This is a genomic window from Cyanobacterium sp., from assembly GCF_054166785.1.
In genome coordinates, this window is the sequence record NZ_JBSZCP010000048.1 from 62,134 (window position 1) to 85,787 (window position 23,654).

Below are 23,654 nucleotides of genomic sequence, written 5' to 3' on the forward strand. Positions count from 1 at the left end.
CGAAAAAGGATTATGGAGGGGGTTTTTTATTTAGTTGCCGATGGATAAATTGATTCTTCTCTGGGATTCTTCTAGGGCATCCTCCGCAGACTTTTGCCCCAACAGAGTAGATTCGATCGCCCTTCCCAAATTTTCTGAAATGGTAGGATAATCAGAGATAATAGGACGAGTGTAAGCATTATCCATCTGCTCCAAAAATACCTCTAAAACAGGATTTTCCGCCACAAACCGCTGATACTGCTCACTATCCCTCACTAACCGATTAATGGGTAAATAACCCGTTTGTAAAGCCCATTCCCGCTGAAACTCTTCCCCCAATATATACTCCAAAAATCGTAACGAAGCCTCCTCCCTGCGCTCATTAGTCCTAAACACAAACAAACTTTCTCCCCCCAACACCGTCGCAGGTTTATCTACCACAGGCAGAGGAAACACACCATAATCAATGCCACTTTGCTTCAACTGAGCCAAAGTCCAAGGTCCAGTAATTTGCATTGCCACCCTACCACTGATAAAGTCATCCAACTCATAACCACGATCAGGGGCTGATAATATAGCATAATCACTATTCACCAACTCCGCCCCCAAACTTAAGGCTTTTTTAACCCCCTCATTAGTCAAATTAGGTTGATTATTTTCCACAATGAAACCATCAGCACCATAGATAAAAGGTAACCAAGCAAAAACCGTAAATTCCCCTGTCCCCGAAGATAGTAACACCCCATGTTGCTCATCACCCTTGGTTAGGCGCCCTGCCACCGCCACAAATTCATCCCAACTAGAGGGCAATTCATTCACCCCCGCCTCCTCAAACAAACTGGGACGATAAAACATCGCTGTATTGTTAGTGGCAAAAGGTACAGACCAAATTTCATCTCCTAGGGCCATGGTAGAGAGCATCGCAGGTTCTATTTCATCTTTTAGGGAAGAATTTTCAAACCATTGCGTTAAAGGCTTAAGCGCCCCCAAATCCACCAATTTTCCCGTTAGCTGGGGTACATACCACAACACATCGGGGGGTTGATTTCCTACCACCGACGCAATAATTTTTGGTAACTGCTCATCGGGTTGCCCCACATACAATCCCTGTACTTCTATATCGGGGTTATTTTTATTAAACTCATCTAGTAGCTCGTTGAAAATTTCTCTATTTTCAGGGGGATTAATACCGTGCCAAAAAGTAATTCTCGTGACACCATCCGCCCCTCCTGTGGAGTTTTGACAACCAGATAGGAAAGGGATAATTAAAATTAGGACTGTAAAAAGGGTTATAAAATTATGCTTAATTTTCAAAATAAAATAATGAATAAAATGGGTTACTAATAATTATATTTTAATAAAGTGTGGTAATCGTAAATATGGGAGATAAATAATAATGATAAAAAATATTTTTTACCTAATATAAAGCAATATTACCAGTGATTAGGGGAGGGGTACGAACCCCTTAGGATGTGAATAATAGTTTAACTTTTCACAAAATTACTTAAAATTATTAATGCTAAAATTACTGATTATTTTGAATCATCAGAACCTAATAAAGCCTTTTCAAAGTCCATTCTTTGTTCCGCATTGCGCAAAAGATAACCACTCATCATTGCCGATGCCAGTAGTTTACCAAGATTATCACGACTGGTACTAACCATTACCCCAAAACCTTCCGCTGGGAGATTTCCTAACAAACCAGTAATATTTCTTTCCATCACCTGAAATACTTCCGATGATTGAGGTTGTGACAAATGGGCGATCGCCTCTGGGCTTAAAGATTGCAGATACTTTAATAAACTATTATCATCATCTTGACCATTAAAATAATTTGATTGACGATTAAATGATTGATTCATTTTATACTCCTCAATTACTTTAGAATTACTGTCCTTTCAAAATAACTATTTACTATAAATAATTCACTATTAAATATTTTCTTGATTCAGAATAACCGAACCTAAAAAGTATTAATACTACCTTAAATTTCCTTTTTCATCCTTTCAAGGGTTTGATTCATCTGCATAAACATTTGTTCAGGAGTAGTACCAAATTGACTTAACTGAGTTTTTAATTGCTCGATGGTCATTTTTGCCATAAAATCCTCCGATAGCTCAAATCTTTTCATAAAAATACGATAACGATCCATCATATTTTCCATCTTTTCAATAAAGATTTTTTTCCCCTCTCGGTCAAATTTGCCAAACTCGCTCCCCAATTGACTCAGGGATTGGTAATCCTCAAATAGTTGTTTAGCTTCCTGTTGTACTACTTCCGAATCAAAAAAACTCATCTTTCTTCCTCTCAAGTGCAATACTGTATCAGTTATGGTGAATAAAATTCTGCGGTCTGCTAAGTTTAATTATATGATTAGATACATAAGTTTTTGAATACGGATTTCCGTATTATCCTTGTTATTATGCAATTTTCTGGCAATTCTCCTAATAATTTTTCCAAGAAAAAAGTTATCAGCATTATTCTTGCTTTCCTTGGTAGCATCGCCCCTTTTGGTGGTTTACACAAGTTTTATTTAGGACAACCCATTTGGGGAGTATTATATTTAGTCTTGGGGTGGAGTAACCCATTGATGGTGAAAATTGCCTGTGCTGTGGATGTGGTGTTGTACCTAATACAATCTCAGGATATACTACCCTCTGATCTTAACAACATTGACCATCAAAGTGCCAACTTACAACAAAAATCCTTGGTAGCCAAAAATACGGTAGATGTGGCATCAGCCATCAGAGAATTGGAAAACCTACGCCAGGAAGGATTAATTTCTGAATACGAATTTGAACAAAAACGTCGTGTTTTACTAGATTAATTGTGACAAAAAAACAAGGGGCTTAACCCCTTGCCAAAGATAAAAAATTGTGAGCCTAAAAACTTAATTACTTAGAAAGTAAAAGTTGTTCTCAAAGTACCAATATAAACTGGATCATTTGCACCACTATCCTGATTAGGAGCCGTTAAAACAATTAATCCGGGGGTGAGGCTAATACGATTGTTAATGGGATACTTATAAGATACTTCGATGTGCCAAGGAGTATCATTAGAAAAAGTTTGATTAACTCCACCTAAGGTTAACCCCGTTAAATGGGGTTCAGCACCCACGATAATAGCGCCGAGACTACCTTCTTTTCCTAAATCAGGGAATGCTAGAGCTACAGCATAATTCCAAATTTCTGCACTGCCAGTGTTTTGAAGTTGAGCGTCGGTATAACCACCCCAAGCACGAAGGCTAAACCTTGGGCTAATATCTAATTGACCTTGAATACCATAGGAATCACTAGAAACAGGAATTCCATTTAATCCTAATCCTTGTAAATTACCAAATCTAGTACCTGTGCCACCAAAATTAAAAGCTGAACCGGCACCGTTTGGATCATAACCTTTAATGTAGGTAAAACCAAGTTTAAATCGGTTACTAGGCTTAAAGACTAGCTGCCCCATGGCGGAGTAATTACCGTTAAACAGTCCTCGACCTGGAGAGGGGTCATTTCCTCCCCTTGCCAAATAACCAGCAGAAAACTCAAATTTATCTCCTAGCTGTTGTCTTAATCCGATACCTTGTCCCCCTAATCCTAAACGATAGATAGGGTTTCTTTCTCCAAATCGAGACAATGCACCTCCTGCACCGCCTCCAGCTTCTAGTCCGGGGTTGAAGGTATCAGCATAGAAGTGGTGTCCTCCTAAACTCGCCATGGTAAATATCCTTGTCTTCGGAGTGAGGGAAAAGTAGTAGTGAAGACGGTCTAAAGTGATATTGTTATCTGGTTGTCCATCATAGGCAAAGCGTCCCTCATTGGTAAAGGTTTGGCTAGCAAAGGAGTTATCTAAGTTCCCTGCTGTTAGACGGGTGAATAAAACATCATTCCCTGTAAAACTGGTGGACATTTGTAGTCTTACTCTGGAGGTGAGAGTGGCTTGGGCGCTAAAGTTTTCCCTATTGCCTGTAGCGGGATTAGTCACATTTCCTCCAAAGGCATCGGCTAGGGTAAAAGATACCTCTCCTGCTAGTTTGGTGGTGGTGGAAAATTGATTATCTTCTAAAAAGGCAACTCTACCTTCTAGGTTGTCAACCCTTGCGCCTAGGGTAGCAAGTTCGGTTTCAAATTCACTGATTAATCTTCGTAGGGAGGCAATGTCTCCTTCTTCTACTCCTCCTGTACCGATTAGGCGTTCGATAGACTGCATACAGGAGTTTAAACCTGCGGCAAATTCAAAACGGCTTAAGGCTCTGTTGCCACGGAAGGTGCGATCGGGATAACCGACAATACAACCATAGCGCTCTACTAGGCTTCGGAGGGCTTCGTAGGCCCAATCGGTGGGTGATACGTCGCTGAGTTGATTTACTGAGGTAACTTGTCCCATGGATTCTTGGTTATCAATTTCCATGAAATTAGTTTGGGCATGGGCGGGGCTAGTGCTTATTAGGGTACTAAGGGCAATAATTAATTTATAATTTGTTATGCTCTTTAATGAAAAACAAGCCGATTTTTTGGACATTACAACCTCACAACGATTATTAAGAATTGGTTAAGAAAGACGATCAAAGTCTAGCTATTCTTCACATTGAGGTTTTGTATTAGTTAATACTAATTATGGCTATATATGTAATATAAGCATGGTAAAAATGACTTTATAGAATATAAAATGATTTTATGGGGAACAATTAATAATTACTGCCCTCCATTGGTACCTTTTGCCTTTGTTATTATCTGAATAGCTAAATTATCAATAAATTATTTTTTATTTTTGATATTTATTCATGTCAAGTTCTGATAAAAAGCCTTCATTTTTACCCAAAATTTTTAAACGTTTTCAGAAAACTTTATCTTCATTTATAAATGCGATCGCCGAAGCTATCACTACTTCTGTTCATATTCCTGAAATAGCCATTGGTCCTATTATAGGGTCGTTAATTACTTCGGCAACTACTTTAGTTATCGGCTTTTTAACTATATCGAATATATTTAGTGAACAGTTTTTATATCGTCCTTTACAACTTCAAGATAGTAATGCTAGTTTCAATTTACAACTAGAAAGTTATCGTCAAAATATCCTTAATAATTACCTTTCTCAAACCACAGAGTTAACCCTAAATTATCCCCTTTGGAAATTACAACAGAATGATAATCTTCTTCGGGCAAATACTCAAGCGGCGCTTAAGGAACTTGATGGGGAAAGAAAACGTTATATAGTTATGTTTTTAGAGGATAATGATTTACTCACTTTCAATAACCATACTAGGGCAAGTAATATTTTAGAAAATTCTAATTTAGAAGAGGCAAAGTTAAACAATTTAAATTTATCTTTTACTAATTTTGAATACAGTAATTTAATTAAGTCAAATTTAAGTTATGGCAATTTTCATAAAGCTAATTTTACCAATGCTGATTTAACTCAAAGTAGTATAATTAATGCTGATTTATCAGGAGCTTATTTGGAAAAAACTGATTTAACTAATGCTGATTTAACGAATAGTTGCTACGATATTTTTACGATATTTCCTAAAGATTTTGACCCCATTAAAGCAAAAATGAATTTAATTCAACCTTTTCATAATTGCCCGATTATATTAATGGAAAAAGATCCTAAAAAAATTAAATAATTTATGATTTATAATTTATGATAAATGATTATTTGCCCCCTGAGCAAAATTTGTCAATAGATAATACAAGTTTACTACCAGTGCCATCGGGTTTACTAAAAATTGATTCTTTGGAGTCAACGCCCCATTATCATTTACCTTTGGCTGAGAAACTTTACAATGTTGCTTCTACTTCTAGTTATGAAGTATGGTTTTCCCTTGTTTTGCCTACTTATCAGGAAGGGGAAAATATTGAGAAGATTGTGAGTAAAATTTGCCACATCCTTGATGGTGTCATACCTTGCCGTTACGAATTGATTATAGTTGATGATGATAGCCCCGATCGCACTTGGGAAAAAGCCTTAGAATTAACGGAGAATTATCCACAACTACGGGTAATGCGTCGGCAAAATGAGCGCTCATTATCCACCGCAGTAATTAGGGGATGGCAAGGGGCAAGGGGGGAAGTTTTAGGGGTAATTGATGCCGATTTACAACATCCTCCCGATATTTTATTAGAACTTTTGGGGCGTATTTGTGATGGGGCGGATTTAGCATTAGCCAGTCGTCATGCGAAAAATGGAGGGGTTAGCGATTGGAGTTTTTTCCGTCGTTGTTTGTCTAGGGGTGCTCAATTGTTGGGTTTAGTAATTTTGCCTAATACTGTTGGCAGAATATCCGATCCCATGAGTGGTTATTTTGTACTACGAAGAAAGGCGATCGCCCATTGTACTTTAGCTCCAGTGGGTTATAAGATTTTGATAGAAGTGGTAGCCCGGGGATATTTTCGCAGTATTGCCGAAGTGGGTTATGTTTTCCAAGAAAGAGTAGAAGGGGAAAGCAAGGTTACTTGGAAACAATATCGAGACTACATCCACCATTTATTAAGATTAAGACTTGCCCTATGGCCATTTAGTCGTTTTATTCGTTTTGGGATGGTCGGTTTTACAGGGGTATTTGTGGATATGACCATATTATATCTACTCAGTGACCCTAGCACCCTGCAATGGAATTTAACCCTCAGTAAAATCATAGCGGCGGAATTTGCCATCATTAATAATTTTATCTGGAATGACCGTTGGACATTTAAAGATTTTTCCCAATGCCAAAAAGGGCGTTTTCATACCCTCAAAAGATTTTCAAAATTTAATCTCATCTGTTTAGCAGGGTTATTGATGAATGTGGTTATTCTTAACCTCATCGTTAATTTTATTTTCCCTAACCCCTACATTGCTAATCTAAGTGCGATCGCCCTTACCACCATTTGGAATTTTTGGCTAAACTACAAATTAAACTGGGGAAACAGCACTAAAACGAACAATTAAAAATTAATTAACCTCAAGTTAGGATAGTAGTTGTGATTAGGCAAGAGGCAAAAATAATTGTCAATTATTAATTCTTCCCCCCTTGTTTTTGTTCATCACTTTGATGATGTAAAGGAGAAGAAGGATAAATGGGATTCTCAATGGTAGAAGGTTGCCAATGGGTAGGAATAGCAGGGCGAGAGGGGTTTAAACCCTGTAAAACTTCCTGTAAATTTAATGATTCCAACGGCTTTGCCTCCCGTAACTTATGCCATACCGAGCGAGACATCAGTAGATTTTGCTCTATTCTTGTGGCTCCAATTTTTTCCAAATACTCCTCCCTTTCAGGTTGATAATCTCCCGAAGAAAGCAATAAAGACTGAGGAGGAAACTTCTGAATAACCGCCGCCATCTGGGTTAAAAGTTTGGGGTATAACCATGTATAGGCAGGATGCACCGTTAAATCTGCCCCATGGGGTTTAGCACCATTTTCCGAAATAGTTAACTTAAAATAGCCAATAGCTGCCTTTCTCTGAGGCTCAAATACATAAGCCTTAATGGTTTCTTCCTTACCCCAAAAAGATTTGATGGCCTTCGATACATAGGTAAAAAAGCCCGTTTTAAAATCCTCTAAGTGTAAATCAAAAACCTGTCGAATGGTAGGGGGTAAAGATACACAATCCAACTGATACAATAAACGGGAATCGGCATTACTCACAGGTAAAAGATTAGGTAAACTAGGTTCTTTTTCCGCTAATTTTGCTAAAATCTCAGCATTACACTCCCAATTAGTAATCTGGGCTAGGGGTTGGAAACCATTTTCCCGATACAATCCTAGGGTACTCTTTTCATTGATATTGACCTCTAGTATCCATGTTCTAGCTTCCCAAATTTTCTCGAAACAATAACGTAATAATTGAGAGCCAATGCTACAGTTACCGATGAGTAAATGACTTAAAGAAGTATTGTAATTGATTAGAACTAACTCAACTTTCCACGTACTACGATTTTGATTAAACGGGGCAACCTGCACTAATCCTTGAATTTGCCCATCCTTTTCTGCCACATACACATAAAAATCCCTATTCCAACTAGGGGGCAACATTTTTGCCACCTGCAACAAGCCATAACAACTTTGATACTTTTGTACTTGGTCTAACAGAGAAGCGAAACGGTAGTTATTTTCTAATGATAATCTTTCTTGGAGCAAAGAGGCGATCGCCCCTAAATCTCGATATTGTACTCCTCGAATCTTTAAACTGGATTTAGGTAATGTAGATGTATTCATAATATTATTTTTTTATATAGACCGACAATTAAAAACTAAAAGACAAAAAACAAATCTTAAAAATTACAAAACTCTCACCCACCTAGAATAAAGTAGTTAATTTAACAATAAAGATGCCCATTAGATACTAGCTTAACAATTAATCATAAAAATCCTAAACTTTACCCATCATCATAACCACTATCCAAGAACTTGTCTTTATTTCCTTCTTTCCTTAAAACCTCGATTCAATTACCTCATCAATAATTGCTTTTTGTCTAATCCTATCTTATCTCAAATTTTTTTCCCTCAAATAGATCATTTTTGAAAATTAACACTAAAATTAAAAATTAAAATATTATTAAAAATATTATCCCTATGAATAACATTAAACCATTTAAAAAAAATAAACCTATCAACAATACCATTGACAGCGTTTTCTTAGAAAGACAAGAAAAAGAAGCAAAAAAACAACTGAGACAATATTGCCTTTACCGTAGTCTTGAAAATGTTTTTAAAATAGGACTTAATCTAGGTATTATTGCCTTTTCTATCACCAGCGTAAAAAACCTATTACCTTACAACGATATTCAACAATCACAAATTAGCCAAATCGAAGCAGAAATTAATAAAGTATCCCCAAGAGTTCAAAGATTAGAAGAGAATTTTTCCACCACATTTGACCCCAAATCCTCCAGAAGAGTAATGAAAGATAATACCTATAAAGTAGATCCTAATCTACGACCGATCTTTTTCGTTGAAGAAAGATAAAAAATAGGGGTTAAAACCCCTTTCAGTGTAATCAATGGATAATTACCTTGACTCGGAGTAAGGCACACATTCAAAAGGCTGAACTCCTATCTCTGGTAGTTCATTTTCTTGAGGGCTAAAAATCATCATAAAACCCTCCGTTAAATAACTGGTAATCGCTTCTAACATTCTTAAAATATTCATAGGACAATTCCTCCTAAGTTAATATATAAGAATTTAAAGATAATTTTGCTTTGTTATCTTATCCTTATACCTTTATTATCTGTGATAAAGGAGCTAGTATGAGAAACCCTTAATATTTATTTGAGTTTATTCGCATTACTTAATATATAGTTGGCATCGGAAGCCTTAGCAATTTTGACATAATTAGAATTGACTAAAAAAAAATAAAAATCAATGTTTTAGGTTGTAAAATTAAGTAATATATCGCTAATTTTTTACCCTTCAAATAAAAAAAACTATGACCAATAAAATAGCCATCATCGGTGCAGGAATATCAGGTTTAACCCTAGCTGCCAAACTTCAAGAAAAAGGGGTAGATGTTCAAGTCTTTGATAAAGCAAGAGGGGTAGGGGGTAGAATGTCTAGCCGTCGCACTGACTGGGGTTATATTGATCATGGGACTCAATATTTTGGTTTAAGTAATAGTCAGTTTCAAGAGTTTATCAGCATTTATGGAGAGGTAATGCAACCTTGGAATGGTAAATTTGCTTCGTGGGAAAATGGGACGTTTATAGAGGATAAGTCTGCAAAAATTAGATATGTGCCGAATGAAGCCATGAATCGTCTTTGTAAATATTTAAGCGGTGACACCACTGTTAAACTAAAAACCCGAATTGTATCTATATCCAAAAATAAGGATAGTTGGACATTGGTAGATGATAACGATCATAGTTATGGTGATTATGATGCGGTGGTTATTACGGCCCCCCCTAGCCAAACGGCAGATTTATTACCCGATGACTGTACTTTTAAGGGGGAAATTACCGAAATAAAAATGCTTCCTTGCTTTACTCTAATGGTTATTCCCAAAAAAACAATCCCATTACCTTTTGATGGCGTAAGATTTGTTCATCCCGTTTTGGGGTGGGTAAGTGCTAATGATACTAAGCCCCATCGTGGAGATGGTGGTGCCATTGTTATTCAATCTAACTTTAACTATGCCATGGATCATCTGGATCATGATCGAGAAAGCATAAGTCAGGATTTGTTAACACAAACCGAGGAGGTTTTTGGCTTAAAGTTTTCCGCCTTTCATTACAATTCTTTGCATCTTTGGCGTTATGCTTTGCCTGAAAGGATTAATGAGCGAGGTTATTATTATGATGCCCAAGCAGGGTTAGGTGTCTGTGGTGATTGGTGTCTATCTGGTAAAGTTGAAGGTGCTTTTTTGAGTGCCAGTGCGATCGCCCTTAAAATAAAATAAGTAAACAACCTTAATATCAGTTTAACTTTTTCCTGCTATTAATGTTAATAGGGCTTGAAAAATTGGAGCAAAGATAAAGTGGTATCATTACAACAACAAATAGCATTATCAGAACAAATAAAAGTAGGAGACAACATCAGGCTACAAAAAAAAACCAGTCAAGTAGCCCAAGATGTCCTTAGAATGGGAGCATTAGTAGAAGAATCCTTTCGATATAGCCACCGAGCCTTATTTGAGCAAGAGTTAGAAGCAGTCCAAAAAATAGTTATTCAAGACCAAGAAATAGACAAATATTACCGTCAAATAGAACTAGATTGCTCCAATATTTTAACCAGCCAAAGCCCCTCCCCCAAAAACTTACGCATCCTCAGTGCCTTCATGCAACTGGTGCGAGACTTAGAGCGCATCGGAGACTACGCCCAAGACTTAGGGGAAATATCCCAAAGGCTCATACTGTATCCCCCTCACCCCTGTATGAAAGAAATAGCCACCATGTCTCAACAAGCCCAACTCATGGTAGCCAAAAGTATTGTCGCCCTTACAGAATTAGATGCCGAAGCAGGGGAAAAAATAAAATTTCTCGATGACACCATCGATGACGCTTACGACAACCTCTATGCCCGTCTAGCTTACCAAGAAAATGTACCCGGTATAGTAGAACCCATCGTACTCCTAATCTTGGTTATTCGTTATCTCGAAAGAATGGCAGACCACGCCACCAATATAGCCCAAAGAGTTTCATTTATTGTCAATGGTTACCGAAATTAGTTAATTATCTCTTTATCAAGGCAACAAGGAATAAATATAATTGTTAATTGCCCACGGTTAATGGTCAATTGTTTCCGCACCCACTAATTACAAAACAATTGACAAAAAAAGAAAAAGTGGGGTATGATCAGAGATTGTCACTAGAAATTATCCTAGGGCAAACTATATTTATATATACATAAAATAGTGTATAAAAAGCATACCTCATGCCAACTATTCAACAACTAATTCGGAGTGAAAGATCCTCCATCCAGAAAAAGACAAAATCTCCAGCATTAAAAGAATGTCCTCAGCGTCGTGGTGTTTGTACTAGGGTATATACCACCACCCCAAAAAAACCTAACTCTGCTCTTAGAAAAGTAGCAAGGGTTCGCCTAACTTCTGGTTTTGAAGTTACTGCATATATTCCAGGTATTGGTCATAACCTTCAGGAACACTCTGTAGTCTTGATCAGAGGCGGAAGGGTAAAAGATTTACCCGGAGTAAGATACCACATCGTTAGAGGAACACTAGATGCTACTGGTGTAAAAGACAGAAAACAAGGACGCTCTAAGTACGGAGCAAAACGTCCTAAAGCATAAATGAAGTAAATAAATTTTAGGATATAGAAAATGTCTCGTAGAAGTAAAGCTAAAGTGGTGGAAGTTCCACCTGATGCAGTATATAACAGTCGTTTAGTCAGCATGACTATTCGTCGCATCATGAAAGATGGCAAAAAATCCTTAGCTGCCACAATTCTTTATGATGCCATGGCGATTATTGGCGAGAGGACTGGTGCTGACCCCATGGAAACCTTTGAACAAGCCATCAAAAACTTAACTCCCCTCGTGGAAGTTAAAGCCAGAAGGGTTGGTGGTGCTACCTACCAAGTTCCTATGGAAGTAAGACCTTCCCGTGGTAGTAGTCTTGCTTTGCGTTGGTTGATTCAATTCTCCCGTAAAAGAAGCGGTAGAACTATGTCTATGAAACTCGCTAACGAGATCATGGATGCAGCCAATGAAACTGGGGGAGCTATCAAGAAAAGAGAAGAAACCCATAAAATGGCTGAGGCAAACAAAGCATTTGCTCACTACAGATACTAAATACAGTTTATTCGCCCTTTTTGACTCCATAACCGATTTTATTATCAAAAAATAAGAAGTTATGTTAAGAAAAGTGTAAAATTGTAAATAGTTTTTATTTAAGCTCAAAATTCTAGTACAGATTTCGACAGCAGGAGGTAACTGTGACCCGTTCCATTCCCCTAGAAAAAATTCGCAATATAGGCATCGCAGCCCATATTGATGCGGGAAAAACTACCACGACAGAGAGGATTTTATTCTATTCTGGTATCGTTCATAAAATAGGCGAAGTCCATGACGGTAATGCCGTCACTGATTGGATGGAACAAGAACGGGAAAGAGGAATCACCATCACCGCTGCGGCCATTAGTACCGATTGGCGAGGACATCATATCAATATTATTGATACCCCTGGTCACGTGGATTTTACCATCGAAGTAGAGCGCTCTATGCGGGTATTAGATGGGGTAATTGCGGTGTTTTGCTCAGTGGGTGGGGTTCAGCCTCAGTCGGAAACTGTTTGGCGCCAAGCGAATCGTTATCATGTGCCTCGTATTGCCTTTGTAAACAAAATGGATCGTACAGGGGCTAACTTTTTTCGTGTTTATGAACAGGTTAAGGAAAGACTTCAAGCTCCTGCCGTGGCAATTCAAATTCCCATTGGTAGTGAAGATGGTTTTTCTGGCATCGTAGATTTGGTCAAAATGAAGGCTAAAATCTATGAGGATGACTTGGGTAAACAGATCAAAGAAGTGGACATCCCTGACGAGGTCAAAGAGTTAGCTCAGGAATATCGGGGTTATCTCATAGAGGCGATCGCTGAGTCTAACGAAGCCTTACTAGAAAAATATTTAGCAGAAGAAGAGATTAGCGAAGCCGAAATAAAACAAGCTATTCGTCAAGGAACCCTCAAGGGAACTTTGATGCCCATGCTCTGTGGCTCTGCTTTTAAAAATAAAGGAGTTCAACTGCTACTAGATGCCGTGGTAGATTACCTTCCTGCCCCCAACGAAGTCCCTGCTATCAAAGGGATTTTACCCAGTGGTGAAGAAGGAGAACGCCATGCAGGGGATGAAGAACCCTTTTCGGCCCTTGCCTTTAAGATCGCATCGGATCCTTTTGGCAGGTTAACCTTTCTCAGAATATACTCTGGTGTTCTTACCAAAGGTAGCTATATTTACAACTCTACCAAAAATATTAAGGAGCGTATTTCTCGCTTAATTATTCTCAAATCCAATGACAGGATAGAGGTAGAGGAACTGAGGGCAGGAGATTTAGGGGCGGCGATCGGCTTGAAAAATACCACCACAGGTGATACACTATGTGATGATAGTGAGTCGATCATTCTCGAATCTCTCTATGTGCCTGAGCCTGTAATCTCAGTGGCGGTAGAACCAAAAACTCAGCAGGATATGGATAAACTATCCAAAGCCTTGCAATCTCTTTCTGACGAAGATCCCACCTTCAAAGTTAGTATCAACCCCGAAACTAACCAAACGGTAATCGCAGGAATGGGAGAGTTACATTTAGAAATTCTGGTGGATCGGATGTTACGGGAATTTAAAGTCGGTGCTAACGTGGGTCAACCCCAAGTAGCCTATCGAGAAACAATCCGTAAAGCCGTACAAACAGAGGGAAAATTTATCCGTCAAAGTGGTGGTAAAGGGCAATATGGTCACGTAGTGATCGAAGTTGAACCAGCAAAAGAAGGAAGTGGTTTTGAGTTTGTCTCCAAGATTACTGGGGGTGCAATTCCTAAAGAGTACATTCCTTCCGTGCAACAGGGTGTTAAAGAAGCCTGTGAATCTGGTATCATAGCTGGTTATCCTCTTATTGATGTAAAAGTCACTTTGATTGATGGTTCTTATCATGATGTGGATTCTTCCGAAATGGCGTTTAAAATTGCTGGGTCCATGGCAATTAGAGATGCAGTGAAGAAAGCACAACCAGTCTTGCTAGAACCTACGATGAAGGTTGAGGTAGAAGTACCCGACAATTATGTCGGTGATATTATCGGGGATCTCAATTCTCGTCGAGGCATTATCGAAGGAATGGAAACAGAAAGCACTCTCGCAAAGGTGTCTGCTAAAGTTCCCTTAGAAACAATGTTCGGTTATGCCACAGATATTCGTTCTAAGACCCAAGGACGTGGTATATTTAGCATGGAATTCAGTAAATACTCTGAAGTTCCCGAAAATGTAGCTCAAGGTATTATTACCAAAAATACAGGATACGTATAAATTTATTACTTAAATTAGGAAAAAACAAAGAAAATGGCACGGGAAAAATTTGAAAGAACGAAACCTCACGTTAATATTGGTACTATCGGTCACGTTGACCACGGTAAAACTACCCTAACCGCCGCTATCACCTTAACCTTATCTGCGGCTGGTCAAGCTAAAGCTCGTAAATATGATGAAATCGATGCGGCTCCTGAAGAAAAAGCCCGTGGTATCACCATCAATACCGCCCACGTAGAATACGAAACCCCCGGTCGTCACTACGCCCACGTTGACTGCCCCGGACACGCTGACTATGTTAAAAACATGATCACTGGTGCGGCTCAAATGGACGGAGCTATCTTAGTAGTATCTGCCGCCGATGGTCCTATGCCCCAAACTCGTGAACACATCCTTTTAGCCAGACAGGTTGGTGTACCTAACCTAGCTGTGTTCTTAAACAAACAAGACCAAGTGGATGATGAAGAGTTATTAGAATTGGTTGAGTTAGAAGTTCGTGAACTTTTAAGCGAATACGGTTTTGATGGAGACAATATTCCCATCGTTTCTGGTTCTGCACTAAAAGCTGTAGAACAAATGACTGCTAATCCCAAAACTCAAAAAGGTGAAAATGAGTGGACCGACAAAATTTGGACCCTCATGGATGAAGTAGATGGCTACATCCCCACCCCTGAGCGTGACGTTGACAAGCCTTTCTTGATGGCTGTAGAAGACGTATTCTCCATCACTGGTCGTGGTACCGTTGCCACTGGTCGTATCGAACGTGGTAGAGTTAAAGTGGGCGAAACCGTAGAATTAGTAGGTATTCGTGACACCCGCAACACCACCGTAACTGGGGTAGAAATGTTCCAAAAAACCTTGGACGAAGGTATGGCTGGAGATAACGTAGGTTTATTACTTCGTGGTGTTCAAAAAGAAGACATCGAGCGCGGTATGGTATTGGCAAAACCTTCCTCCATTACTCCTCACACCAAGTTTGAAGCTGAGGTTTATGTACTCAAGAAAGAAGAAGGTGGTCGTCATACTCCTTTCTTCCCCGGATACCGTCCTCAGTTCTACGTTCGTACGACTGACGTAACCGGAACCATCAGTGACTTCACCGCTGATGATGGTAGCGCTGCTGAAATGGTAATGCCTGGCGATCGCATCAAAATGACCGTTGAATTAATCAACCCCATTGCGATCGAACAAGGAATGCGTTTCGCTATTCGTGAAGGTGGTCGTACCATCGGTGCGGGTGCTGTAGCCAAAATTTTACAGTAGGAAGCATTAAATAATGATTGGGGCGTAACTTAGATTAATCTCTCTGTGCGCCCTAATTTTATCCCTACTAAAAAGATAATTCAGACTGATAAAAACTTTTATACATTATCAATTCTTAATTATCAATTCTCAATTAATTAGTACCTTGAAAAATTAATCCCAGTAAAATAACTAAAATCATGGCAACCTTACAACAACAAAAAATTCGTATCCGTTTAAAAGCATTTGATCGTCGTTTACTCGATACTTCTTGTACCAAAATTGTTGAAACGGCTAACCGCACCAACGCAAAGCCAGTAGGTCCTATTCCTCTCCCCACAAAGCGTAAAATCTACTGTGTACTAAGATCTCCCCACGTTGACAAAGACTCCAGAGAACACTTTGAAACCCGTACCCATCGTCGTGTGATCGATATTTATCAACCCTCCTCAAAAACCATCGATGCTTTGATGAAATTAGATTTACCTGCTGGGGTTGACATTGAAGTAAAACTATAATTTTCCAAAAAAAATTATCCTTTCTGAGTAATTGTGGTTTATCTTCGCCAAGATGACCATAAAAAATCGTATAATAGTAAATTGTGCTAATTTAGAAAAAACTATGCCTAAAGTAAAAACTAAAAAATCCGCTGCTAAACGTTTTCGTATTACTGGAAGCGGAAAAAAAATCATGCGCCGTAAAGCCAACAAAAATCACTTGTTAGAGCATAAAAGTGCAGAACAAAAACGTCGTCGTCTCAGCAATATGACTTTAGTCCATGAAAGTGACGAAAAAGAAGTACGTTTAATGCTTCCCTATGGCACTAAATAAGTGATATTTTCTCCCCATTAAAGTTTGTAATATTAATTTAATTGTAAAAAAATGAGTAGAGTTAAAAGAGGTAACGTCGCCCGTAAAAGACGTAATAAGGTTTTAAAACTAGCGAAAGGTTTTAGAGGCTCCCATTCTAAGCTATTTCGCATTGCTAATCAACAGGTAATGAAAGCGTTACGTAATGCTTATCGTGACCGTCGTAAGAAAAAAAGAGATTTTCGTCGTCTTTGGATTACCCGTGTAAATGCTGCGGCTAGAATGAATGGCATTAGTTATAGTCAGTTAATTTATAAACTAGACAAGGCTAATATTTCTCTTAATCGTAAAATGTTGGCTCTTTTGGCTGTCCAAGATATGGAAGCATTCAAAAAGGTTGTAGAATTAGCTCTTCAAGCCTAGGTTTAGGGAAGGTGTTATGGGGCTTTTTTGTCGGTAGGGTTTAAGATTTTTCTTTTACCTTTCCTTTAAAATTTTGCCTCATACTCCCTTATTTTATTTTTAAAAAGAAGCCATAAACAAGTCTAAACCCTCCTCAAAGATTTGGTCAATGGGTAACATTTGATGGTCTGTGGTCATTATTTTATGATCTTTCGTTGCCTTGATAATGGCGCCGTTTTCTAGTTCGTATTCAAATATTTCTTTTTCGCCCCTATGGTGCCACTGGGCGATCGCCTGGGTATATACAAAACCGTTTTGATCTACACTATACACAGTACATTGGATCTGTTCCTCCACAATTTTCCCAATGGGTAAAACCCCATATTCCACCGTCAAAATTTCCGTATCATAACTCAGACAATACTCCGCAAACTTTACCATCTGGTCAAATAAACTCTCGGCAATTTCCTTGGATACCCCATTTTTCATGGAACCATCAATAAACTTTTCTTGGTGCTTCGCCATTTCCGATGCCTTTTTCTTACCCATGGCACGGCGTAATAAGTCCGCTTCCCCAAGGGAATAACCAGCCAAGTCTTGAGCCATTTTCATAATTTGCTCTTGATATACCAACACCGCATAGGTTTCCTTAAGGATAGGTTGAAGCAACTCATGCTCATAGGTAATAGCTTCCCTACCATGTTTACGATTAATAAAAATGGGAATTAATCCAGCATCGAGAGGGCCGGGGCGATACAGCGCCAAAATAGAAGAAATATCCTCAATTCCCGACGGTTTCAAATCCCGTACAATTTGTTTCATGCCGTCAGACTCTAGCTGAAAAATTCCCTGTAAATCTCCCCTTTCCAAAAGATTATGGGTAAGTGCTACATCCCTCGGTAACTTCTTACTGGTGCCTTTTTGCAAAATTTGTAAGGCTTTTCTTTCCCCAAGGGGTAAATCATCTACATTTATATCAATGTTACGATGGGATTTAATTAACTCCGCTGTTTTTTGGATGGTGGTTAGGTTTCTTAAGCCCAAAAAGTCCATCTTCAGAAGTCCTAAAGATTCTAAATCCTCCATAAAATATTGAGTAATTACTGAGCCTTCATTATTTTTTTGTAAGGGTACAATTTCATCCAATGGCTCACTGGAAATTACTACCCCCGCTGCATGGACACCAAAGGTTTTATTCATTCCCTCGATGCGCATGGCCATGTCTAACCATTTTTTGACTCGAGGTTCGTTATCATACTTTTCTTTAAATTCGGGAGTGGGAGTGTCATCGGATACCATCACCTTTAGTTTTGCTGGTTTTCCCCGGGCTACGGGAATCATTTTTGCCATTTCATCGGCTTCGGAGTAGGGTACATCCAAAACCCTAGCAACGTCTTTTAAAACGGCTTTAGAGGTCATCCTGTTGAAGGTGATAATTTGAGCTACTTTATCTTCACCATATTTGGCGGTAACATATTTGATCATTTGATCCCTTTTATCAATACAAAAATCCGTATCAATATCAGGCATGGATTTACGCTCTGGGTTCAGGAAGCGCTCGAATAGTAAGCCATGGTGGACAGGGTCAATATTAGTAATACCTAGGGCATAGGCTACCAATGAACCCGCTGCCGAGCCACGCCCCGGGCCTACGGGAATGTCATTATCTCTGGCGTATTTAATATAGTCCCAAACTACGAGGAAATAGGTACAAAAACCCATGGTTTCCATCATCCGTAGCTCATACTCAAGTCTTTCTCGGTATTCTGGGGTGATTTCGCTTTTCTGACGACAGTTGAATCTTTCCATCAATCCTTCCCAGGTGACGGCTTCGAGGTAGCTTTCTGGGGTGTGTCCACTGGGGATGTCGAAGTTAGGGATTCTTGGCTCTCCGAGGACGTTGTAGGGTTTTATTTTGTCGGCAATTTCAAGGGTATTGGCGATCGCCCTTTCCACAATTTCAGGTTCAAGATGATCCCTAAATAGCAGTTTCATTTCTGCCTCTGATTTAAGGTATTCTGTGCCTGAATAACGGAGTCTTTTTACTTCGTCGATACTTTTCTTGGTGTTAATACAAAGAAGGGCATCATGGGCTTCCACGTCATAGCAGGAGAGAAAATGGGAGTCGTTGGTGGCGATAATTTTGATGTCTAATTCTTGGCTAATTTTCGCTAATTCTACGTTAACGATACGATCTTCTTTTGAGCCGTGATCTTGAATTTCGAGGTAAAAATCATCTTTAAATACTCTTTTGTACCATTTGGCTACTTCTCTGGCTCTTTTATAATCTCCTTTAAGGATAGCTTGGGGCATTTCCCCCCCTAAACAAGCACTGGTAACAATTAAACCTTCGTGGTATTGCTCTAGTAATTCTTTATTAATACAGGGACGGGAAAATATTCCTTTACCTTGCATCCCCTGTAGGTGGGAAATGGTGGTAAGTTTAACTAGGTTTTTATATCCTTGTTTATCTTTGGCGAGGACGATTTGATGGAATTTTTTGATTCCTTTATGATATTGGGTAATGTCGTCGTTGATGACGTACATTTCATTGCCAATAATGGGTTTTATGGGTTTGTTAAGGCAATTTTTGATCAGTTGAATGGCACCATACATCACTCCGTGATCGGTAATGGCGATCGCAGGCATCTTTAATTCTACTGCTTTTTCTACGAGGGAAGGAATCTGGGATGCACCATCTAGTAAGCTATAGTCGGTGTGTATATGTAAGCCAACAAAAGACATTTAGGTAATTGATAATTGAAAATTGACAATTGATAATGGGCAATATTACTTAGTTTAGCATTTTGATGTTGCTGATTTTAGATATGGTTTCTCATGGAGGCATGGGAAAATGGGGGAATTTAATTTCTCTTTTGCAGAGAGATATTTATATCAAGTTGGTTAGTATTGGGAGTATTACTAGAGCTTGTGATGGCTATTCCCTTGAGGGCGTTAATAATTTGTTGGCTTTCAGTGGGGGCATCTTCTAATAAGGAGGGGTCAAATTCATTGAGAATATTAACAGTTTTTTCTATGTCGAAAAATACGTATCCAAAGTTATTTCTAGGTAAAGTTTGGGTAGTTAAGGTAAAATTTTGATTATTATTTAAAGAGGCATTACTATTAATGATAGTGTCAATATTTTGTTCCTGACTTAAATTTAAGAAAAAGCGATTATTTTCAAACCAACCATAGGATAATAATTGACCTTGATCGGTTATTAATTTTGTAGATGAAATACCATTATTTTCTTCCTTATTTATTTGTAAAGATGGATCAAAACCAGTCAATCTTTCTAGGTTAGCAATGGTGCTTTCCCCCAAAGTGCGATCGCTCGTTTCCATTAAAAATAAACCCTTTAAACCAGTATCCGCAAAGGAATTATTTTCATCAATGGATAAAGCAAAGGCAAACTCTCCATCTAACCAAGCAAAAATATCATCCTGTAAATTGAGATTAAAAAAAGTTTGAGTAAAAGACTCTAGTAAAGCAATAGATTGATCTAACTCAGGGATTAATTGACGGTTTAAATCAACCTGTTGCCAAATATTTTTAAGGGCAATACCATCCACCATAAAAATAGCATCATCGGCAATATTATTAACCAATTTATGGGTAGTAGTAACATTAATTTCAGGATCTAAAGGTTGAGATAAACCAATAATGGTACTAAGATTAAGACCATGATCTTGAATATCAAGGGTAGTCGCCGTAGTTTCAATAATAGGAATTGTCACCGAGTCTGGTAAATCAAAAGATTGCGCCACATCCCCAATAAAATAGTTATAGTCGGTAATATAAACCTGAAATAAAGGATTATTTTCCCTCAGTTTTTGGTTAGTCGCTTCATTGGCTTGTTTTACTTGGGCAATAGAATTGGCACCCCGATAGGTATCAATAACCTCTTCCACAACCGTTTGGGTATCCCCCATCACCAACTGACTATCAAAAAAAGTAAACCACATCCCTTCAGGATTATCTGCGGAAATAATTTGATAAACCGTAATATTTTGATATTCACTTTCCATAACCTCACTATCGGGATTATCTTGTACTTTCTGTAAAAAATCCCTTGCTTTGAGTTTATTTTTTATCCCTGCCACCAATGCAATATGAGGCTCATCAATATCATTTATATTCGGTAAAAGGGCTATCATTAACCCCCCCAACCATGGCTCAATATCTTCTTGGTAATTGATGGGAGTCTCTCCCTGGCTTAACTCATCCTGCCATTCCTGCCAAGTTTCCTCGATAACTTCCCTCGCATTAAAGGTGTCGAATTGCTCTAGTTTTTGCCAATCATTAATATTTGTGGAGATAAAACCAGTGGCGATGGCATCCGCTGGAATAATCTGAGAGCCTCGTAGGGGAGTTAATTCTTCTCCCAATAACATTCTACGACCAAAATAGTAACCGAGCCCTGCCCCCACCACTACCAGTAAAGAAACTCCTAAACAACCAAGCCCTAGTTTATTTTTTTTCTGTACTGTCATGATTCTTTCCCCAATTTACTCTCAATTTTATCAAGATTTTTTTGAGTGGGTCAAAAAACATAAAATACTTTTACATTTGTCCATCTCCTACGACAATTTGTTTAAGAGTTGTAAAGGTTTCGAGACTGATTAATCCTCGACGATGCCCTTTTTGGTTAGAAACTCCTAAAAATACAGAATTACTCCCTTGTAAATAACGATAAAAACGAGGGGATGAGTTGATATATACTAGGGCGCTATCGGCTTCCATGGCAAAAATACGTCCTTCTTGGTAAGAGTCGGTAACTAGACAATTGGCATGACCACTGCTATATTCGTTGATATAGGCGATCGCACTTTGTAGGTCATCTGTACGTCTAAAGGCGATGGTTTTAGTTAAAAAAGGCTCATGCCATGAAGAATCTTTGGCAAGGGTAAGATAATCGGGAAATTCCTCCACTAAAGCACTATCACCCTTTAAAACAAAATCGTTTTCCTGAAGATGGTTAAAAAGGCGAGTAATAGAGGTAGATTTTTGTTGACTATTGATTAAAACCTTTTCGATGGCATTTACAGGATCTGGTAAACTACCATGACTATCCACAATAACAGATCTAACTAAATCCAGATCACTAGATAAAGACCAGTATAAATAACAATTACCCATGGCAGACTTTAACACAGGGGCAGTAGCCATTTCCGTCACCTGTTGAATGAGACTAGGGCGCCCGTAGGGAATAATTAAATTTAAGTATTGATCCTGAGTGATTAAATCTTGGATAGAATAACCTTGTTCAGAAGGTAAAAACTCGATACAACTAGAAGGAAAATCAGCTTCCTCTAGGGCTACTTGCAATATTTGAGAAATAATCGTGTTGGTATTACTCGATTCACTACCACCCCTTAAAATTAGACTATTACCTGTTTTGATGGTCAATCCTGCGGCGATAATGGCTAAATCGGGTAAAGCCTCATACACCATGGCAATTACCCCAAGGGGCATTAATTGGGAGTAATTTTGACAATAGGTTACTTGGTAGGGGGCGTTAATTACTTTTTGAAAAGGATCGGGTAATTCTGCTAAGGTTTTTAATATCTCTACGGCGGCTTCTAGCCTTTGGGGAGTAAGTTTTAACCAGTCTAAGATTAAATCTGGCACCGCCATTTCCCGACTAATTTCTAAATCGAGGGTGTTTGCCTGAAGAATATCATCAAAACAATCCTCTAGTTTTTTTGCCATTAATGACACCGCCAAGGAGCGTTCAATTCCTTTTGCTTTGCTCATTTCGAGGAATGCTTGATGGGCTTTTTTTACCCTTTTTTCAATGGATTCTGTCATAGAATTTGCGGTTATAACCTGAAAAATTTTAATATCTGTATGGCAACAGAAAGATGATCAATACAGAAGAGATAATCATAATACTTCCCACTAGCCAAGGAATAGGACTTACCAAGGAAAAAACTAATAATATGGAAGTCATACCAATAGTAAACCATAGCAGAAAAAATAAGTAGTTTTTAGAAAGTTTTTCACGGTGCAATATCCATTTTTTGCCATTCCAAGACCATTTTTTTTTGTATGGTGATAAGTTGACGGCAGGTTTTAGATAGTAGTTTTCTTCATCGGTGACAAATATTTGCTGACAGCGATTACAACCTAAGGCTTCTGTTAGGGTTATGGGTTCTAATGTTCCCTCTCGACGACAAGGGCAAGGATATTCACATCCTAAATCTATTGGCTTATCTTTAAACACTTAAGCCCCTCTTTTTTCTGTTTAATATTTTTTTGTTTATTTTAATTCACAATTTCCGATAGTATTTAATTTTAATAGTATTTTTTAAAGTGCGATCGCCCATGACCGATTTTTTTCAATTTGAAGCTGATTTTGTAGAGTCTCTCCGTTGTATTCCCCTAGCCGTGAGAATGAAGTTAGACACCTGTGGAGTTAAGCTAAAACTCACCCATTGGCATCAATTCACCCTAGAAGAAAGAGACACATTAGTAAAAAAAACTTGCTTAAATCCGTCTGAAGCTAAAGAATACGCTACTTTTTTACAAGACTTAGTACACAAAAAAACAGGAGAATATGCCAAAACATTAGCAATTGAATCCCATCCACTATGGCAAAAAAAAGATATAATACCACCGCAAATCATCGAAAAAGCCCAAGAATTTAAAATAAAGCTAGAAATTAATCAGTGGAAAAACTTGACAGATTTACAAAGATTTGCCCTAATAAAATTAAGTCGTCCCAGCCATGAAAATAATAATTTTTTACCAGCCCTCAAAGAATTTGGTTTGGCGTAGCGTTA

General features: G+C 38.3%; 24 protein-coding genes. 14 read left to right on the forward strand and 10 right to left on the reverse strand.

Annotated elements, in window-relative coordinates; all coding sequences use genetic code 11:
• Nucleotides 1-30: 30 nt before the first annotated feature.
• From ACXITR_RS10095 to ACXITR_RS10105, 3 genes are all read right to left on the reverse strand, one after another.
• A complete protein-coding gene (locus ACXITR_RS10095) occupies nt 31-1,293 on the reverse strand; it encodes an ABC transporter substrate-binding protein (RefSeq protein WP_457997101.1) in 1,263 nt (420 codons plus the stop codon).
• A 218-nt stretch (nt 1,294-1,511) separates the two neighbouring features.
• The gene (locus ACXITR_RS10100; protein ID WP_457997102.1) at nt 1,512-1,841 is read right to left on the reverse strand and encodes a DUF760 domain-containing protein; all 330 of its coding nucleotides are present in this window, start codon (nt 1,839-1,841) and stop codon (nt 1,512-1,514) included.
• A 122-nt stretch (nt 1,842-1,963) separates the two neighbouring features.
• Nucleotides 1,964-2,275, reverse strand: coding sequence for a DUF1825 family protein (locus ACXITR_RS10105; protein WP_457997103.1), 312 nt, complete (start codon nt 2,273-2,275; stop codon nt 1,964-1,966).
• 126 nt (nt 2,276-2,401) lie between these two features.
• Here ACXITR_RS10105 and ACXITR_RS10110 point away from each other — a divergent pair, with 126 nt between their 5' ends.
• Entirely contained in the window at nt 2,402-2,806 is a 405-nt protein-coding gene (locus tag ACXITR_RS10110) for an NINE protein (protein ID WP_457997104.1), read from the forward strand.
• 71 nt (nt 2,807-2,877) lie between these two features.
• On the opposite strand, the gene ACXITR_RS10115 is transcribed toward ACXITR_RS10110, so the two are convergent.
• Entirely contained in the window at nt 2,878-4,491 is a 1,614-nt protein-coding gene (locus ACXITR_RS10115; RefSeq protein WP_457997105.1) for an iron uptake porin, read from the reverse strand.
• Between the two features lie 262 nt (nt 4,492-4,753).
• On the opposite strand from ACXITR_RS10115, the gene ACXITR_RS10120 reads away from it, so the two are divergent.
• Together ACXITR_RS10120 and ACXITR_RS10125 are read left to right on the forward strand one after the other, a co-directional pair.
• Nucleotides 4,754-5,596, forward strand: coding sequence for a pentapeptide repeat-containing protein (locus ACXITR_RS10120; protein ID WP_457997106.1), 843 nt, complete (start codon nt 4,754-4,756; stop codon nt 5,594-5,596).
• A gap of 17 nt (nt 5,597-5,613) precedes the next feature.
• Nucleotides 5,614-6,900: a glycosyltransferase gene (locus ACXITR_RS10125; RefSeq protein WP_457997107.1), complete on the forward strand. Its 1,287-nt coding sequence runs from the start codon at nt 5,614-5,616 to the stop codon at nt 6,898-6,900.
• Nucleotides 6,901-6,967: 67 nt separating this feature from the next.
• Here ACXITR_RS10125 and ACXITR_RS10130 read toward each other — a convergent pair whose 3' ends face one another.
• A complete protein-coding gene (locus ACXITR_RS10130) occupies nt 6,968-8,167 on the reverse strand; it encodes a GNAT family N-acetyltransferase (RefSeq protein ID WP_457997108.1) in 1,200 nt (399 codons plus the stop codon).
• Nucleotides 8,168-8,524: 357 nt separating this feature from the next.
• On the opposite strand from ACXITR_RS10130, the gene ACXITR_RS10135 reads away from it, so the two are divergent.
• Nucleotides 8,525-8,917: a slr1601 family putative cell division protein gene (locus ACXITR_RS10135; RefSeq protein ID WP_457997109.1), complete on the forward strand. Its 393-nt coding sequence runs from the start codon at nt 8,525-8,527 to the stop codon at nt 8,915-8,917.
• A gap of 42 nt (nt 8,918-8,959) precedes the next feature.
• Here the strand turns inward: ACXITR_RS10135 and ACXITR_RS10140 are convergent, their stop codons facing one another.
• Complete coding sequence (locus ACXITR_RS10140; RefSeq protein ID WP_457997110.1) at nt 8,960-9,100, reverse strand: hypothetical protein; 141 nt, start codon at nt 9,098-9,100, stop codon at nt 8,960-8,962.
• 277 nt (nt 9,101-9,377) lie between these two features.
• Between ACXITR_RS10140 and ACXITR_RS10145 the strand changes: the two genes are divergently transcribed.
• The 9 genes from ACXITR_RS10145 to rplT all read left to right on the forward strand — a co-directional run bounded on the left by ACXITR_RS10145 (nt 9,378) and on the right by rplT (nt 16,887).
• Nucleotides 9,378-10,343, forward strand: a complete 966-nt coding sequence (locus tag ACXITR_RS10145; RefSeq protein ID WP_457997111.1) for an NAD(P)/FAD-dependent oxidoreductase — start codon at nt 9,378-9,380, stop codon at nt 10,341-10,343.
• A 99-nt stretch (nt 10,344-10,442) separates the two neighbouring features.
• Nucleotides 10,443-11,111: a phosphate signaling complex protein PhoU gene (phoU, locus tag ACXITR_RS10150; RefSeq protein ID WP_457997129.1), complete on the forward strand. Its 669-nt coding sequence runs from the start codon at nt 10,443-10,445 to the stop codon at nt 11,109-11,111.
• Between the two features lie 206 nt (nt 11,112-11,317).
• On the forward strand, nt 11,318-11,692 hold the full coding sequence (gene rpsL, locus ACXITR_RS10155) for a 30S ribosomal protein S12 (RefSeq protein ID WP_015223305.1): 375 nt from the start codon (nt 11,318-11,320) through the stop codon (nt 11,690-11,692).
• 30 nt (nt 11,693-11,722) lie between these two features.
• Entirely contained in the window at nt 11,723-12,193 is a 471-nt protein-coding gene (gene rpsG / locus ACXITR_RS10160) for a 30S ribosomal protein S7 (protein ID WP_457997112.1), read from the forward strand.
• 143 nt (nt 12,194-12,336) lie between these two features.
• On the forward strand, nt 12,337-14,412 hold the full coding sequence (fusA, locus tag ACXITR_RS10165) for an elongation factor G (RefSeq protein ID WP_457997113.1): 2,076 nt from the start codon (nt 12,337-12,339) through the stop codon (nt 14,410-14,412).
• A 33-nt stretch (nt 14,413-14,445) separates the two neighbouring features.
• A complete protein-coding gene (gene tuf / locus ACXITR_RS10170; RefSeq protein WP_457997114.1) occupies nt 14,446-15,675 on the forward strand; it encodes an elongation factor Tu in 1,230 nt (409 codons plus the stop codon).
• A gap of 179 nt (nt 15,676-15,854) precedes the next feature.
• On the forward strand, nt 15,855-16,172 hold the full coding sequence (rpsJ, locus tag ACXITR_RS10175) for a 30S ribosomal protein S10 (RefSeq protein WP_457997115.1): 318 nt from the start codon (nt 15,855-15,857) through the stop codon (nt 16,170-16,172).
• A 103-nt stretch (nt 16,173-16,275) separates the two neighbouring features.
• Nucleotides 16,276-16,485 carry a 50S ribosomal protein L35 gene (rpmI, locus tag ACXITR_RS10180; RefSeq protein WP_193800036.1) on the forward strand — a complete coding sequence of 70 codons (210 nt, stop codon included), beginning with the start codon at nt 16,276-16,278 and terminating at the stop codon, nt 16,483-16,485.
• A gap of 51 nt (nt 16,486-16,536) precedes the next feature.
• Nucleotides 16,537-16,887, forward strand: coding sequence for a 50S ribosomal protein L20 (rplT, locus tag ACXITR_RS10185; protein WP_457997116.1), 351 nt, complete (start codon nt 16,537-16,539; stop codon nt 16,885-16,887).
• Between the two features lie 99 nt (nt 16,888-16,986).
• On the opposite strand, the gene ACXITR_RS10190 is transcribed toward rplT, so the two are convergent.
• From ACXITR_RS10190 to ACXITR_RS10205, 4 genes are all read right to left on the reverse strand, one after another.
• Nucleotides 16,987-19,611 carry a DNA polymerase III subunit alpha gene (locus ACXITR_RS10190; RefSeq protein WP_457997117.1) on the reverse strand — a complete coding sequence of 875 codons (2,625 nt, stop codon included), beginning with the start codon at nt 19,609-19,611 and terminating at the stop codon, nt 16,987-16,989.
• Between the two features lie 119 nt (nt 19,612-19,730).
• Complete coding sequence (locus tag ACXITR_RS10195; protein WP_457997118.1) at nt 19,731-21,362, reverse strand: DUF3352 domain-containing protein; 1,632 nt, start codon at nt 21,360-21,362, stop codon at nt 19,731-19,733.
• Nucleotides 21,363-21,432: 70 nt separating this feature from the next.
• The gene (locus tag ACXITR_RS10200) at nt 21,433-22,680 is read right to left on the reverse strand and encodes a glutamate-5-semialdehyde dehydrogenase (protein WP_457997119.1); all 1,248 of its coding nucleotides are present in this window, start codon (nt 22,678-22,680) and stop codon (nt 21,433-21,435) included.
• Between the two features lie 28 nt (nt 22,681-22,708).
• Nucleotides 22,709-23,095, reverse strand: coding sequence for a hypothetical protein (locus ACXITR_RS10205; protein WP_457997120.1), 387 nt, complete (start codon nt 23,093-23,095; stop codon nt 22,709-22,711).
• 101 nt (nt 23,096-23,196) lie between these two features.
• Between ACXITR_RS10205 and ACXITR_RS10210 the strand changes: the two genes are divergently transcribed.
• Complete coding sequence (locus ACXITR_RS10210; RefSeq protein ID WP_457997121.1) at nt 23,197-23,649, forward strand: nitrate reductase associated protein; 453 nt, start codon at nt 23,197-23,199, stop codon at nt 23,647-23,649.
• Nucleotides 23,650-23,654 lie beyond the last annotated feature (5 nt).

Coding starts and splice junctions, on each gene's coding strand:
- ACXITR_RS10105 (WP_457997103.1), bottom strand. CDS start 2,275: ATGAGTTTTTTTGATTCGGAAGTAGTACAACAGGAAGCTAAACAACTA.
- ACXITR_RS10115 (WP_457997105.1), bottom strand. CDS start 4,491: ATGTCCAAAAAATCGGCTTGTTTTTCATTAAAGAGCATAACAAATTAT.
- ACXITR_RS10100 (WP_457997102.1), bottom strand. CDS start 1,841: ATGAATCAATCATTTAATCGTCAATCAAATTATTTTAATGGTCAAGAT.
- ACXITR_RS10195 (WP_457997118.1), bottom strand. CDS start 21,362: ATGACAGTACAGAAAAAAAATAAACTAGGGCTTGGTTGTTTAGGAGTT.
- ACXITR_RS10145 (WP_457997111.1), top strand. CDS start 9,378: ATGACCAATAAAATAGCCATCATCGGTGCAGGAATATCAGGTTTAACC.
- rplT (WP_457997116.1), top strand. CDS start 16,537: ATGAGTAGAGTTAAAAGAGGTAACGTCGCCCGTAAAAGACGTAATAAG.
- rpsG (WP_457997112.1), top strand. CDS start 11,723: ATGTCTCGTAGAAGTAAAGCTAAAGTGGTGGAAGTTCCACCTGATGCA.
- ACXITR_RS10200 (WP_457997119.1), bottom strand. CDS start 22,680: ATGACAGAATCCATTGAAAAAAGGGTAAAAAAAGCCCATCAAGCATTC.
- ACXITR_RS10140 (WP_457997110.1), bottom strand. CDS start 9,100: ATGAATATTTTAAGAATGTTAGAAGCGATTACCAGTTATTTAACGGAG.
- rpsJ (WP_457997115.1), top strand. CDS start 15,855: ATGGCAACCTTACAACAACAAAAAATTCGTATCCGTTTAAAAGCATTT.
- rpsL (WP_015223305.1), top strand. CDS start 11,318: ATGCCAACTATTCAACAACTAATTCGGAGTGAAAGATCCTCCATCCAG.
- ACXITR_RS10210 (WP_457997121.1), top strand. CDS start 23,197: ATGACCGATTTTTTTCAATTTGAAGCTGATTTTGTAGAGTCTCTCCGT.
- ACXITR_RS10120 (WP_457997106.1), top strand. CDS start 4,754: ATGTCAAGTTCTGATAAAAAGCCTTCATTTTTACCCAAAATTTTTAAA.
- rpmI (WP_193800036.1), top strand. CDS start 16,276: ATGCCTAAAGTAAAAACTAAAAAATCCGCTGCTAAACGTTTTCGTATT.
- ACXITR_RS10190 (WP_457997117.1), bottom strand. CDS start 19,611: ATGTCTTTTGTTGGCTTACATATACACACCGACTATAGCTTACTAGAT.
- ACXITR_RS10110 (WP_457997104.1), top strand. CDS start 2,402: ATGCAATTTTCTGGCAATTCTCCTAATAATTTTTCCAAGAAAAAAGTT.
- ACXITR_RS10130 (WP_457997108.1), bottom strand. CDS start 8,167: ATGAATACATCTACATTACCTAAATCCAGTTTAAAGATTCGAGGAGTA.
- tuf (WP_457997114.1), top strand. CDS start 14,446: ATGGCACGGGAAAAATTTGAAAGAACGAAACCTCACGTTAATATTGGT.
- ACXITR_RS10135 (WP_457997109.1), top strand. CDS start 8,525: ATGAATAACATTAAACCATTTAAAAAAAATAAACCTATCAACAATACC.
- ACXITR_RS10125 (WP_457997107.1), top strand. CDS start 5,614: ATGATAAATGATTATTTGCCCCCTGAGCAAAATTTGTCAATAGATAAT.